Source organism: Filimonas zeae, assembly GCF_014641615.1.
Classification (GTDB): Bacteria; Bacteroidota; Bacteroidia; order Chitinophagales; family Chitinophagaceae; genus Filimonas; species Filimonas zeae.
Genome location: NZ_BMIB01000001.1, coordinates 420,821 through 434,735 on the forward strand (window position 1 = coordinate 420,821; position 13,915 = coordinate 434,735).

A 13,915-nucleotide genomic window follows, 5' to 3' on the forward strand; every position below is an offset into this window, starting at 1 on the left:
TAGCCTGAATTTATAGTTTTTTCGGGTTCCTTGTCTGTTTTTGTATAAAAAACAGTTTTAGCATTGTTTATGAGTGCATTACGAGGTAAGGGCGTGGTAAAGCTTTTGTGCCAGCTGCATTTCGTTGAATGGTTTTGCCAGTACATCAGTAAATCCCGCCTGTTTCAGCGCAGTAATTTCCGCTTCGTCATACGTATGGGCCGAGGATAAAATTACCGGTACAAATGCCAGCCTGCTGTTGCGTATGGCGCTTACCAATGCATTGCCATCCATACCTGCCATTTCCATATCCGTAAGTACTATATCTGCATTTTCCTGTAGCAACAACTCAAAAGCTTCCTTACCATTGGTAGCCAGTAATACTTCTGCATTCCAGTTACGCGTCATTATGCTTACCAGTTTCAGGTTCAGCTCATTGTCATCTGCCACCAGTATTTTTTTGCCACTGAAGATGGAGGTGTCTGCAACAGGGGCTGCATGGCCGCTTTGCGCAGGTAGTACCGCGTTGGAATAAGGAATAGTAAACTGCATGGTAGTGCCCTTACCCGGCACGCTTTCTACCGCAATACTGCCATTTTGCAACTGCACCAGCTTGTGGCATATATACAGGCCCAGGCCCGAGCCCTTTTGGGCATCGCCTTCATTTACCTGGTAATACGGGGTAAACAGCTGTGCCTGCTGTGCTTTGGACATGCCGGCACCTGTATCTGTAACAGCAACTGTTAACACAGGTTTATCTGCCTGCTGCTCCAGCGTGGCCTGTAGGGTTACACTTCCTTTTTCTGTGTACTTAATAGCATTGGAAAGCAGGTTTATTACCAGCTGGTTAAGCCGGAACAAATCGCCGGTAATCAGCTGCGTGTTTTTGCCGGTGAAATGATATTGCAGATGCAGTTGTTTCTGTTGTGCGCTGAAACGCATAGACTCTACAGCCTGCCCTAAGGTGCGGTAGGGGTTAAAGCGTATAGACTGTAACTGAAAACGGCCGCTTTCCAGGCGCGACATATCCAGTACATGGTTTACAGTACCCAATAGCATGTCAGAAGAAAACTGAACCGAATCCAGCATTTCTGTTTGCCCTGCTGTAAGCCCGCTTTTGCGAAACGCCTGTAAAAAGCCGATGATAGCATTCAATGGGTTTCTTATTTCGTGGCTCATAGTAGCCAGTAAATCTGTTTTCTGCTGGGCCAGGTTGGTAGCCAGTTCGTATTCACGGGCCAGCTGCTGTTCGGCACGGCCTATCTTTCTAACATACGTAATAATCAGCACCGCAAACACCAGCAATAACAGCAGGTTAAACATACCCGTGCGGTTGAGCAGTTGCTGGGTGCGCTGGTATTCCTGCAGGGCAGTGGTTTTAATATTTTCAGACAACGCGTAGGAGCAGGCCTGCAAACTGGTGGTTAGCTGTTTCAGTTGCTCCATCATATGCTGGTTAATAATAATCATGTTGGCCTGGTCGGTGCTCAGCTGTTGCTGTTTGTTGCGCAGGGTATGCAGCAATTGCTGATAAAAAGCATCTGCCGTTTGTACTTTTACTACCGTGTGGTGCACGGTATCCCGGTAGGTTTTCTCCACTGTGTTATTAATTACCGTAGCGGCATTGCTGCGTATGGTATCCTGTTTACCGGAGAAGGCATCTTTCAGCTTTCTGAAAAAGCCTTTTTTACGGGTTTCCACTACAGGCGCGGGTTTTACCGTATCGGCATGTTGCTGTTGTGCAGCGGCTCTTTGCCGGGCCAGCCGGTCTATAGCATTAAACAGCGTGGTTTGGGCATTACGGGACGTAAAATTACCGGCCAGTATAATTACCGAATCAAAGCTTTTCTTCAGCTCAAATATCTGATCAGATAACATTACTTTTTGCTGATACAACTGACGCGTTGCAGCTGGCTGTATGGTTGATGCCGGTAGCGTACTATCGCCCGCCAGCAGGTTCAGCGAATCCATTTTTACAAAAGCCTGCTGTAGTTTGTTTTTATAACCCGCCAGCTTTTGCGGACTGTAAGAGAGTATAGCCAGCTGAAAATCATTTTCTGCCTGATTCAGCAACAGCAATGCTTCGCCCGCCTGTTCGCCGGGGTAACGGCTGTTTTGTACTACGGTAAGTAAATGTTGACTGCGCTGATTAATCTGATAGCGGAAGTAGAGGGCTACAAGGGTAAGGGCGGCAACAAAACACATCAGGCTTATCATAAGCCTTTGCATCAGCTTTTTCTTATGCAGCAGCGGCATACAGTATTTTTTAAGGGTACGGCCGCAAAGGTGCAACAAATGCACACAATAACAATGGTAAAATTATTCTACATTTTCTATCCCTTCTTACAGTGTGTATTACTCCCATTTCCGCTGCATGTTTTCGTACGATTCTTTGGATACGGTAGCGTCCTTTTTAGTACGCGAAATGCCTTTCTTTTTACGGGCATTGATATTATTTACCAGGGAATTGGTTACCCCCAGTTTATTTTTACCGGCGCTGCCGGCTCTTGCTTTCTTAGTCATTACTGTAACATTTAATCGTTGGAATTATCTTTTCGTGCCAGCTCGCCCTCGTCCAGGTCGTCCTCTTCACCGGCTATATCCATATCCGGGTCTTGCTCCATATCATTTTCGGCCTGTTCCAGCGCTTGTTTTGTTGCGTTTTTATCTGCATCGGGCTGTACGGCCTGTTGTGTTGCCTTATTGCCTGCATTGGTTGGCCCGGCCTGCTTTGGAGATGGTGTACTCATAGTATCTGTTTAATAATAACGGCTAAAAAGACTATGCCATAAAAAAAGTCCCGCTTCCATACCGGAGCGGGACTTTTTAACAGATACCTGTTATTACTATCCTTTTAACTGCTTAATAGCAGCAGTCAATTTAGGTACTACTTCAAACGCATCGCCTACAATACCGTAGTCTGCTGCTTTAAAGAAAGGTGCTTCCGGGTCTTTGTTAATCACTACCATTACCTTACTGCGGTTAACGCCCGCCAGGTGCTGAATAGCGCCGGAAATACCAATAGCTATGTACAGGTTAGGCGCTACCTGAAAACCGGTTTGCCCAACGTGTTCGTGGTGCGGGCGCCAGTGGCTGTCTGCCACAGGGCGGCTACAAGCCAGCGCCGCATGTAATACATGCGCCAGATCTTCTACTATACCCCAGTTTTCCGGGCCTTTTAAACCACGGCCGGCACTTACTACTATATCTGCTTCTGTTAACGGCACTTCACCGCTTACTTTGTTTACAGCAGTTACTTTAACGCGCGCAGCAACAGGGGTAACGTCCAGTGCTTTAACCTCAGCAGTACCGCCCACCGCTTCTACTTTAAAGCTGTTAGGATTAACTGAAATTACTTTTATGGCAGAGGTAACCGATACATTGGCAAATGCTTTACCGCTGAATACGGCTTTCTTTACCACAAAGCCACTGGCAGTATCGGGTAAAGCTACCGCACCTGCTACCAGGCCTGCCTTCAGCGCAGCAGATACACGTGGTGCAACCGCTTTGCCGGTTTGGTTATGGCTGAATATTACCACAGTAGCGCCGGTAGTACCAACCGCAGCAGTAATAGCTTTGGCATACACCTGCGCATCCAGTGTGTTAAAGGTTTCGTTGGCTACCTGGTATACCGTGCTGATGCCGTACTGGCCCAGGGCCGCAACATCTTCCGTAACAGTACCCAGTAATAAACCCGCAGCAGGTACACCCAGTTGTTTGGCTACCGCAGCGCCGTAGGTTAACGCTTCCAGAGAAGCTTTTTTAACGTGACCATCCGCATGGTCTATCAGTATTAAAACAGACATGGTTTTCGCTTTTGAATGTTAACTTTTGACTTTACTCAGCTTAGATCACTTTAGCCTCTTCATGTAACAGGCGTACCAGTTCATCTACATTATCTGCAGCAACCAGTTTAACACCCGCTTTGGCTGGTGGCAGTTCGTAGCTTACCACCTGGGTTAAGTTGTCGGCACCCACCGGCTCCACTACTTTCAGCGGTTTGGTTCTTGCCGCCATAATACCGCGCATGTTAGGAATACGTTGTTCAGCCACACCCTTCTGGCAGCTTACCACTACCGGCAGCGCCACTTCCGCTACTTCTTCACCGCCTTCAATTTCGCGGGTAACAACAGCAGTAGTACCGTTCAGTTCAAATTTGGTAGCCAGCGCCACATAAGGCACATCCAGCAGTTCTGCTACCATACCGCCTATAGAAGCTCCGTTAAAATCAATGGTTTCCTTACCAGCCAGTATCAGGTCGTACCCGCCCTGTTTAGCTATTTCTGCAATCTGCGATGCAATAAAAAAGCTGTCGCCACCTTCTGCGTTAACACGTATAGCTTCATCGCCACCCAGTGCCAGTGCCTTGCGTATTACCGGCTCGGTATCAGCGCCACCCACCGTTACCAGATGAATAACCGTAGCGGCATCTTTTTCTTTCAGCTCAATGGCTCTTACCAGTGAATACCATTCATCATATGGATTAATGATCCACTGCACACCTGCCTCATCAAACTTCGTGTTGCCATCTTTAAAAGCAATCTTAGACGTAGTGTCAGGTGTTTTACTTACACAGACTAATATCTTCATGTTGAAAGGAATTTTTTAGCTTTCTCGGGTAAAGATAAGGACCAGGGAGGAAACACCATTTACGAACAAGGATAATACTGCGGGTAGCGTAACAGATAGTTTGGGAAAAAGATAGTGTTAAAACTTATTGCTGGTGTAATTTGCAGCCTTTACAGGCAGCTATGAACAGAATAGAAAGGATACTTCAGTTACTGCAAACCGCGCCCAAAGACAATTTTCTGAGGCATGCGCTGGCTTTGGAGTACGGAAAACTAGGGGAGGAGGCAAAGGCCAGACAGTTGTTTGAAGACATACTTACAGAATTTCCCGATTATATAGGCAGTTATTATCACTTAGGCAAGCTTTTGGAGCGTACGGGCGAAAATGAACTGGCGCTGGAGTGGTACGCAAAAGGTATGGCTGCTGCCCGCCAGGTGGGCGACAGGCACGCTTATGGCGAATTGCAGGGCGCGCATGATGAATTAGCCTATTAATTGTTTGAAAACTATAGCATGAAACGAAGCCTTGCTGTTGCATGTATGTTACTTTGCGGCGCCCGTATGGCGGGCGCCCAGGATACAACAGCTGCAAAAAAACACTGGTTGGGTAAACTGCACCCCGATTCCATTATTAATGGCAAGCTAAGCATTATTCCGGTGCCTGTGTTAAGCAGCAGCCCGGAAACAGGGCTGCGGGCAGGCGTGGTGCTGCAATACTTTTTTAACACCGGTAACAAGGCCGATACGCTGCGCAAAACGCGTGATTCCTATTCTTACCTGGAAGCTTTATACAGCACCCGTAACCAAACAGTGTTTGAGAACTACACACAGATGTATACCCCCGGCGAAGCCTTTTTTATAAAGCACCGTATGGGGTATGCTAATTATAATGAACGGGTATGGGGCTTTGGTAACAAAACAGTTGGCGCCAATGAGTTTGAAAAGGTTACCTATACCCGCCTGTACTTACAAAGCAGCGTGGCCCGGCAACTGAAAAACCAGCTGTTTGCCGGTATTAACCTCAACATCAGTAAAACTTACGATGTATCTACCGTAGTAAAAGATACCAACCTGCTGGCAGGGCAGCCCGGCCAAACCGGCAGCCTGGTGGTAGGGGTAGGGCCCACACTTATCTGGGATAAAAGAGACCACCCTATGAATGCCAGCCGTGGCTGGTATGGCGAGCTGGCGGCTACCTGGTATACCGGCACCCTGGGCAGCGATTACCGGTACACGGAATTTCTGGGCGATGTGCGGAAGTATTATACCCTGCGCGACAGCAGTGTACTTGCCTTTCAGGGCTATGGCCTGCTAACCAGCGGCACGGTACCCTGGCGGGAAAAGGCCCGTATGGGCAACGGTACCATTATGCGGGGCTACTTCAGCGGCCGCTTTCGCGATAATCAATATCTGGCCGCACAGGCAGAATACCGTAAACCGGTACACCGCTGGGTAACCCTGGCAGCTTTTGCGGCTGTAGGGCAGGTGCAGCATACTATAGGTGCATTTACACCAAAGGATACCAAACTGGCCGGGGGGCTGGGACTGCGTGTACTGGCCAATAAAGCCAAACGTATTTACCTGCGGTTTGATTATGCGGTATCTACCGATAAAACAAGTGGATTTTACTTTAAAGTAGGGGAAGCTTTCTAAAAAACGAGACCCCTGTGAAAACAGGGGTCGTACCAATGGGGGGTTCAAATACCCTCTGGTTCGCAAAAAGTATCTTTATCACACAATACATCTATAAGAACGCTCTTACAGGGCATACTGTTGTGTCAACGGCAAGTCGAAAATGTTGGGATTGGTTGAAATAAGAGTGTGGTGGAGTAGTGAATACAAAGATACAACACTGGTTTGCTAAGAGAGTGCAAAAACTGGTTATAGCTTTATTAAAAAAAACGGCTGAATAGTTAAAAACTCCTGTAAAATATGGGCAGTTATCGGCTTTTGCCATGGTAGCAGAAAGGGCTGAAGAAACAGCCGGAATGTAAACTTTTGGTTCTCAATATAAAAGCCTTCACCACTACCGTATCAGCACCGAAGTACCTTTTTCAGAAAAGGTTTGTCCCGTTTTTTTCTCTGTGTAAGTAAGCATCCAGGCATAGGCGCCGGGTGGCTGTGCCTCCCCTTTAAACTTACCATCCCACTTGCCGAAGGTGCTGGTGGTTTGGTACACCATCTGCCCGTAGCGGTTATACACTTTAAAATCAAGCTTAGACATCATAAACGCATTCAGCGGATACAGAAAGTCGTTTCTGCCATCGCCATTGGGGGTAAAGCCGGTAGGCACTGCTATAAAACAGCTGTTGAGCACAAAAAGCCGGTAAGTAGCCGTATCAAAGCAGTTCATATTGCTTTGTACAATCAGCTGCACATGGTACAGTTGCTGCCGCGTATTGGGTACCAGATAGTTTTGCCGGGGTGGGGTGTACAGGCTGCTGGTATTGCCGTTACCAAATACCCACTGCTGCCCTACGATATTACCTATGCTTTCATTTACAAACTCTGCCGCTACACCAGGGCACAGGGTATCTGATACCGGGTGGAAAGCGGCTTCCAGCACATTGCTCAGCACCACCTGTTTTTCCATTGTATCTGTACAAACGCCATTAGACACTACCAGTGTAATAGACTTGGTGCCAAAGCGGCTGTATATTTTTACAGGGTTTTGTTGTTTGCTGGAATCTGTTTTGCCGTCGTAATACCAGGCCCAGCTGTTTACCCCATGCGCCCCATCATGAAACAAGGCTACTGTATCCAGCTCACAATGCAGAAACAGTTGATAGGTAAAATCGGCCGACACGGTGTCTTTGGTGCTGAATGGCGTGCTGTTGCCCACAGGTGTAGGCTGCCAGCAGCTGGTAAGCAGGGTATTGCCATCGCTTCCCGTACGGGCGCTTACGGTGTAGTTGCCTTCTGTTAATACCGGGCGGTTAAAAAACAAATCAATAGTATCTGTAAACTGTCCGGTGCCATTGCAGGTAAATTCAGCCCGGGTAATGGAAATGGCTTCCGGCCCGTTTATTACAAAATCGCTGCCATTAGTGGCTACAGAGTTGCATTGTACAGGCTGGCTCAGTACCACCCGTATTTTTTCGGTACGGCAGGTAATGGGCAGCACCTTGCGCAGTGTGGCCGGATATTGCTGTTCCAGTGTAAAGGATATACTATTGTTGCCGGCCAGAATGTACTGGCCACATTCGGTGGCTACAGAATTGCCATCGCTGCCGGTTACAATAGATACGGTATAAGTGCCCCCGGTTAAAATACGTTTGTCCAGGTAAAGCGTAACGGTATTATCGGCATTGTTAAAGCTGCAGTTAGCCCTTGCGCCGGTTACGGTTACAGCCGAAGGGCCGGTAACGGTAAAATCACTGCCATCGGGGGCAATGGTGGCACAGTCTATAGGCAGGGTAAACACCATCTGTATGCTGTCAGGTGCGCAGGGCAGGGGCTTCAGGCTGTCAATATATACCAGCGCAGGCGGGTCTACCGTAAAATCAATATGCTCCCCTTCCGGAATATCGCGGTCGCAGTAATCCAGCAGAGTATTGGCATCGGTACCTTTTTTAATAGTAACACGGTAATTACCGGGTGGTAGCTGCTGGTTAAGGCCCAGCACCAGCGAATCCATATCAAAACCCTGATTGCAGTTAACACCCGCAGCAGATACAATATTAATACCCGGCACGTTCAATGTAAAATCGCTGCCATTGGTAGCCAGGCTGGCGCATTTTACCTCTTTATTCAGTTTTATCCGTATGGTTTTGGTAGGGCAATAGTAGTTGCCTGCCTGCAGGTGAGGCAGGTTAGGATCGGTAATGCTGGCGGTGCCGCCGCTGAAGCTGATGGTATAACCACTCTGGTTGGTAACCGTAAAATGGCTGATCATCAGCAGGTAATGATGCCCCTCAAGCAGGGTGGGCATAGCGCTGAAGGTAGGTTTGTTATCTGCCGGTATAGAGCCGCATTCTATATGGCTTACACCCGAGGCAGAGGCGCCGGTATTGCCATAAGTACCCGCCCAGTTGCCGGTAACCACCAGTGCGGCGTTGGTATACACTTCATCTGGCGAGGTGGCATTGGTAATATCAAACAGCTGCCAGTCGTAATCATCCATGGAAGATCCTGGCTGAATCAGAAAACCAACGGTTCCGGTGCTGTAGCAGGTAAACTTGTACCAGAAAGCATTTACATCTGTATAACCAGCGCCACAGCCCGGTACCGGCATGGTTCTGCCCGCGCAGGAAGGCACGGTGGTCATCTGAAACGTATTAAAGCCACAAAGGGGAAAGGCAGTGGCGGGAGTTTGCCCGGTAACGCACTGCCCGGCTGCGCCGGAGGCGGTAAACAAAAGAAGCAGCCATAAAACCAGTAGCCGGTGACTCAATAAGCGCATAATTGGTGTGTAATCTGGTTTATAGATTCCTGAAAGCCGGGAAACGTTGCTAAAAGTATAAATTTAATCCTAATATGGCTTGTGGCCCATGTTTTTTACATTCCCCACATCCCTTACTTTTGCCAATACTGAAACCATCATTGAATGAGTGAAGAAAAAAGTCTTAATTTTTTAGAAGAGATCGTAGAAGAGGATCTGAAATCCGGTAAGTATGCATCTATTCTTACGCGTTTTCCGCCGGAGCCTAACGGTTACCTGCACATAGGACACGCTAAAAGCATCTGCCTCAACTTTGGCCTGGCCCAGAAATACGGCGGTGCTACCAACCTGCGTTTTGATGATACCAACCCGGTTACAGAAGATACCGAGTATGTGGAAAGTATAAAGGCTGACATTCAGTGGCTGGGTTTTCAATGGGCGAAGGAATTGTATGCAAGCGACTACTTTGAGCAGTTGTACGGTTTTGCCGTGGAACTGATAAAAAAGGGGCTGGCGTATGTTGATGATAGTACCAGCGAGCAGATTGCCGCACAAAAAGGAACGCCTACCCAGCCGGGTACGAAAAGCCCTTACCGCAGCCGCAGCGTAGAAGAAAACCTGCAGCTGTTTGCAGATATGCGCGCCGGTAAATACAAGGATGGTGAAAAGGTACTGCGTGTAAAAGTAGACATGAGCAGTCCTAATATGCACATGCGCGATCCTATTATTTACCGCATTAAGCATGCACACCACCACCGTACCGGTGATGCGTGGTGCATTTATCCGATGTACGATTTTGCACACGGACAAAGCGATAGCATTGAACAAATTACCCATAGCATTTGTACACTGGAGTTTATTCCGCACCGTCCGCTGTATGACTGGCTGATTCAGCAACTGGAAATTTTCCCCAGCCATCAGTACGAGTTTGCGCGTTTAAACCTCACCTATGCTATTACCAGCAAGCGCAAGCTGCTGCAGCTGGTAACGGAAAAGTTTGTGGATGGATGGGACGACCCACGTATGCCCACCATCAGCGGTATGCGCAGAAGAGGCTATACGCCCGAAGGCATCCGCGAGTTTTGCGAAAGAATAGGCGTGGCCAAACGTGATAACCTGATTGATGTGGGCCTGCTGGAATTCTGTGTGCGTGAGCACCTGAACAAAGAGGCACAGCGCCGTATGGTGGTGTTTGACCCGCTGAAAGTGGTTATTACCAACTACGAGGGTGTGGAAACGCTGAAGAGTGAAGACAATCCCGAAGATCCTAACACTACCTACCGCGATATTCCGTTCAGCAAAGAGCTGTATATAGAGCGGGAAGACTTTATGGAAGTTGCTCCGAAGAAATACTTCCGCCTGGCACCCGGCCAGATGGTGCGTTTAAAAAGCGCTTATATTATTAAGTGTGAGGAGGTGGTGAAAGATGAGGCGGGTAATATTACCGAGGTAAGATGTACTTATATTCCTGAAAGCAAAAGCGGCGCAGATACCTCTGGCATTAACGTAAAAGGTACCCTGCACTGGGTAAGCATTGCACATGCCATACATGCAGAAGTACGTTTGTACGACCGCCTGTTTAAGGTAGAGAACGTTGCTAATGAGGAAGGAGACTTTAAAGACTACGTTAACCCGGACTCTTTACAGATTGTGCAGAATGCGTATGCAGAGCCTGCACTGGCCAATGCTAAATTCAGCGATCGTTACCAGTTTTTAAGAAAGGGTTACTTCTGTATGGATAAAGATACCAGCGAAGAAAAGATGGTATTTAACCGTGCAGTAACCCTGAAAGATGCCTGGGCGAAAGAAGTAAAGAAAGGATAACTACTGTTATAAATGACCGTTTTCAAAGGCCCACTTAATAAGGTGGGCCACATTTTTTAGCCCCGTTTTCAGCAGTACATTCTTCCGGTGGCTTTCCACTGTGTTAATGCTGATGTTTAAATTATCTGCAATTTCTTTGGTATTCATGCCTTCTGCCAGCAGCTTAATAATACCTTTTTCCCGTGGGGTAAGCATTACATCGGGTTCCCGGTTACGCGTTACCATGTTCTGAAAAATACTGTCGCTTACCTGGGGCGAAAAATAAGTACTGCCCTCTGCAATACAACGAATGGCCAGCTTCAGCTCCTCATCATCCGCGCTTTTCAGAAGATACCCTTCCACACCGGCTTCAATCAGCTTTTCCAGGTACACACGCTTGGCGTGCATAGATATAATAAGAATTTTAATAGCAGGATACTGCTTTTTAACCAGTGCAGATACCTCTACACCGTCCATCTCCTTCATACCAATATCCATCAGCAGCAGATGGGGCTGTTGCTGTTCCAGTACTTTAAACAAAGCACTTCCGCTGTTGGCAAAGCCCGTTACGGTGTAGTTATTGGCTTTAAGCAAAGCGGTTAAACCTTCAATAAACAATTGATGGTCATCTACAATAAAAATCGAAAACCCTTCCATGGCGGCAATATAACAGTTTATACAAATGGAATACGGAAAAAGAACGAGGCGCCATTACCTGGTGAGCTTTCAATATCCATTTGTGCATGAATCTTGTGTGCGCGTGCTTCAATATTGGTAAGCCCAATGCCTTTGGCACGCAGGCCCGCATCAAAGCCCACGCCGTTATCTTCCACCGTAAGCAGCAGAATTTCTTCTTCTGCATAACACTGTATATAAATTTCAGTGGCTTTGGCATGCTTAACGGCATTGGTAAGCAACTCCCGTATAATATAATACACCTCTTCTGCTTTGTGTTTGGCCAGGTGGCTGGCCCCCTGCATACTTACAATTACCTGTGTGTTGCCTGCTGTTTCTACCGTTTCTTTCAAATCCTGAATGGCCTCTACCAGGCCGTATTTGTGTAAAATACCTACGCTCATGTTGTGAGAAATACCGCGCACATCTTTTAACGCATCCTGCAACAGCATATCAATCTTTTGCGAGTGCGCGTTAACAGAAGCGTCTTTCCCATACAGGCTTTGCAGCATAAACTTCAGCGAGGCCAGGGTACCGCCCAGGCGGTCGTGCAGCTCCATAGAAATACGCTGGCGTTCGGCTTCCTGCCCTTCCAGCATGGCAATATTGGCTTTTAGCGCCTGCTCGCGTACCAACTGTTCGTTCTCTTTCTGTTTAATCTCTGCCAGCTGGTTGGCAATTAATCTTTTCTTGCGGCTGTCGCGCACCATAAAAAAGCCCAGGAAAGCAATCAGTATGGCTATAAAAATAAGCAGATATATCAGCAGCCTGCTTTTCTGGTTCAGTTCAGACAGGTTTTGGGTCCGCTCTTTCTCCACTTTTAAAGCCTGCTCCTTTTTCTCCGTTTCGTACTTTTCCCTTACATCCGCAATGGCTTTTTGGGTGTTAAGCGAAAACAGACTGTCTTTAATGGTATCGTACGCATCAAAATGCTCATACGCTTTCTGATACTGATGCAGGGCTGCGTAACAGGCACCCAGGTGCTGGTGTATCCATTCCAGGTGCTCCAGCGGCGCACCTTCTTCAGTTACATCCAGACTTTGGGTAAAGTAGTTAATGGCCTGCTGGTAGTTTTTCTGTTTATAAGCTATCATACCCAGGTTAAAGCTGGCTTCGCGTATGTTATGCTGACTCCCCAATTCTTCAAAAGAAGCCAGTGCGGTGGCGTACCAGTTATGCGCCTCATTAAACTGCTCCAGCTGCCAGTATATATTACCCAGGTTGTTGGTAACCTGGGCAATATATAAAGTGTTTTTAGCCTGGCGGGCCAGTGCCAGCGATTTCTTTAAGTAAATAATAGCCGAATCAGACTGATTAAGCAACCTGAATACATTACCCATACCATTATAGGTACTGATAAGTGCCTGCTCGTTGTTCAATGTACTTTTTAACCTGTATGCCTGCCGGTAATACTGCAGCGCATCCTTATACCGGTCTGTGGTTTTATAAATAGCTGCCAGTAATTCGTACGCACGGGATAATTCCAAAGGTTTATCCCCGCTCTTTTCCCACAACTGGGCGCTGCGGTAAAAAAAGTCTGCTGCTTCTGACAGGCCGGTGTTTTTAAAATGCGCCAGACCTATATGGTACAATGCTTCCGGCACAGCAGCCTGCAATTTGTGCTTCACTGCATAGTCGTAAAACAATTTTTCATATTTCAGTAAAGTATCTGCCGGGCAATCGGGCAGCTGTGCCAGTCTGGTAAACAAATACAGTTTACCCGTATCGGGCACAGGGCTTTGTAAAAACCGCTGAATGCTATCGGTATATAAATCAGTTTGTGCATGGCAGGGTTTTACTGCAAGCAGTAGCAAGGGGCACAGAATTAAAACAAGTAGCTGCTTCATTGGCGGCAAAGTATAAGCTTAATCAGTCTGAATAATTAGTAACCGGTAGGCATAATGTTAGAGTCCATTACCACCTTACCCAGTTTCCTGTCTCCCAGGCCACCTTTTTTTGCTTTGCCTTCGCTTACAAAAATGGTAATACCAGCGGTTTCTGCACCATGTTCCGGCTCAAAAGAAAATTTAATCATAGACAATTGCTCCGTAGTGCTTGTACCTTCAATAATGGTAAGCTGGCAATAAATCATACCGTTGTCGCCACTCGCATCTGTAGTATATAAAAGGGTGCCTGGTACTACCACGCGCTCAGCGGGGTCTATCGGCAGCAGTATGGCAACGCTTACCAGCGAAGAAGAACCTTCTGTATAGGCAGCAGGCTGGTAAGTATCACCACCGGATAGTTGGGGATAGCCAACAGGTAAATCAACGTAAGTAATCTCTGCTGGTTCCTGAAGGTTTAAAGTGTACGTGCTCATTGTCGTTTTTACAATTTAGAAGTGAATAAAATGAAATGACGTTGTTGGTTGATTATCTCCCCCTTGTTCTATTGCCGCATGTAGATAACATGCTGAAACAGCAATAATGAGGATACGGAGGATGCCTGATCTAACGGTTTTCCGGTAGCTATAAAATGCCGGTTAACCGTGTTGCAGGTTTTTGGAATA

Annotated in this window: 12 protein-coding genes; 3 read left to right on the top strand and 9 right to left on the bottom strand. The window is 47.2% G+C overall.

Annotated features, from left to right (window positions below; translation table 11 throughout):
- Window positions 1–78: 78 nt before the first annotated feature.
- From IEY13_RS01755 to IEY13_RS01775, 5 genes are all read right to left on the bottom strand, one after another.
- Window positions 79–2,235 carry a hybrid sensor histidine kinase/response regulator gene (locus IEY13_RS01755; protein WP_188950083.1) on the bottom strand — a complete coding sequence of 719 codons (2,157 nt, stop codon included), beginning with the start codon at window positions 2,233–2,235 and terminating at the stop codon, window positions 79–81.
- A gap of 99 nt (window positions 2,236–2,334) precedes the next feature.
- The gene (locus tag IEY13_RS01760; protein WP_188950085.1) at window positions 2,335–2,502 is read right to left on the bottom strand and encodes a hypothetical protein; all 168 of its coding nucleotides are present in this window, start codon (window positions 2,500–2,502) and stop codon (window positions 2,335–2,337) included.
- 11 nt (window positions 2,503–2,513) lie between these two features.
- Window positions 2,514–2,729 carry a hypothetical protein gene (locus tag IEY13_RS01765; RefSeq protein WP_188950087.1) on the bottom strand — a complete coding sequence of 72 codons (216 nt, stop codon included), beginning with the start codon at window positions 2,727–2,729 and terminating at the stop codon, window positions 2,514–2,516.
- Between the two features lie 96 nt (window positions 2,730–2,825).
- On the bottom strand, window positions 2,826–3,785 hold the full coding sequence (locus IEY13_RS01770) for an electron transfer flavoprotein subunit alpha/FixB family protein (RefSeq protein WP_188950089.1): 960 nt from the start codon (window positions 3,783–3,785) through the stop codon (window positions 2,826–2,828).
- Between the two features lie 40 nt (window positions 3,786–3,825).
- A complete protein-coding gene (locus tag IEY13_RS01775) occupies window positions 3,826–4,569 on the bottom strand; it encodes an electron transfer flavoprotein subunit beta/FixA family protein (protein WP_188950091.1) in 744 nt (247 codons plus the stop codon).
- Between the two features lie 161 nt (window positions 4,570–4,730).
- On the opposite strand from IEY13_RS01775, the gene IEY13_RS01780 reads away from it, so the two are divergent.
- A complete protein-coding gene (locus IEY13_RS01780; RefSeq protein WP_188950093.1) occupies window positions 4,731–5,042 on the top strand; it encodes a tetratricopeptide repeat protein in 312 nt (103 codons plus the stop codon).
- A gap of 18 nt (window positions 5,043–5,060) precedes the next feature.
- Window positions 5,061–6,200: a BamA/TamA family outer membrane protein gene (locus IEY13_RS01785; protein ID WP_188950095.1), complete on the top strand. Its 1,140-nt coding sequence runs from the start codon at window positions 5,061–5,063 to the stop codon at window positions 6,198–6,200.
- A 373-nt stretch (window positions 6,201–6,573) separates the two neighbouring features.
- Here IEY13_RS01785 and IEY13_RS01790 read toward each other — a convergent pair whose 3' ends face one another.
- Window positions 6,574–8,949 (bottom strand): T9SS type B sorting domain-containing protein, encoded by a 2,376-nt coding sequence (locus tag IEY13_RS01790; RefSeq protein WP_188950097.1) that lies wholly within the window; start codon window positions 8,947–8,949, stop codon window positions 6,574–6,576.
- 144 nt (window positions 8,950–9,093) lie between these two features.
- On the opposite strand from IEY13_RS01790, the gene IEY13_RS01795 reads away from it, so the two are divergent.
- Window positions 9,094–10,752, top strand: coding sequence for a glutamine--tRNA ligase/YqeY domain fusion protein (locus tag IEY13_RS01795; RefSeq protein WP_188950099.1), 1,659 nt, complete (start codon window positions 9,094–9,096; stop codon window positions 10,750–10,752).
- Window positions 10,753–10,758: 6 nt separating this feature from the next.
- Here the strand turns inward: IEY13_RS01795 and IEY13_RS01800 are convergent, their stop codons facing one another.
- Genes IEY13_RS01800 through IEY13_RS01810 form a run of 3 tightly spaced genes read right to left on the bottom strand, consistent with a single transcriptional unit; the run spans window position 10,759 to window position 13,726 of the window.
- On the bottom strand, window positions 10,759–11,388 hold the full coding sequence (locus IEY13_RS01800; RefSeq protein ID WP_188950101.1) for a response regulator: 630 nt from the start codon (window positions 11,386–11,388) through the stop codon (window positions 10,759–10,761).
- Between the two features lie 17 nt (window positions 11,389–11,405).
- Window positions 11,406–13,253, bottom strand: coding sequence for a tetratricopeptide repeat-containing sensor histidine kinase (locus IEY13_RS01805; protein ID WP_188950103.1), 1,848 nt, complete (start codon window positions 13,251–13,253; stop codon window positions 11,406–11,408).
- A gap of 35 nt (window positions 13,254–13,288) precedes the next feature.
- Window positions 13,289–13,726, bottom strand: coding sequence for a hypothetical protein (locus tag IEY13_RS01810; protein WP_188950105.1), 438 nt, complete (start codon window positions 13,724–13,726; stop codon window positions 13,289–13,291).
- Window positions 13,727–13,915 lie beyond the last annotated feature (189 nt).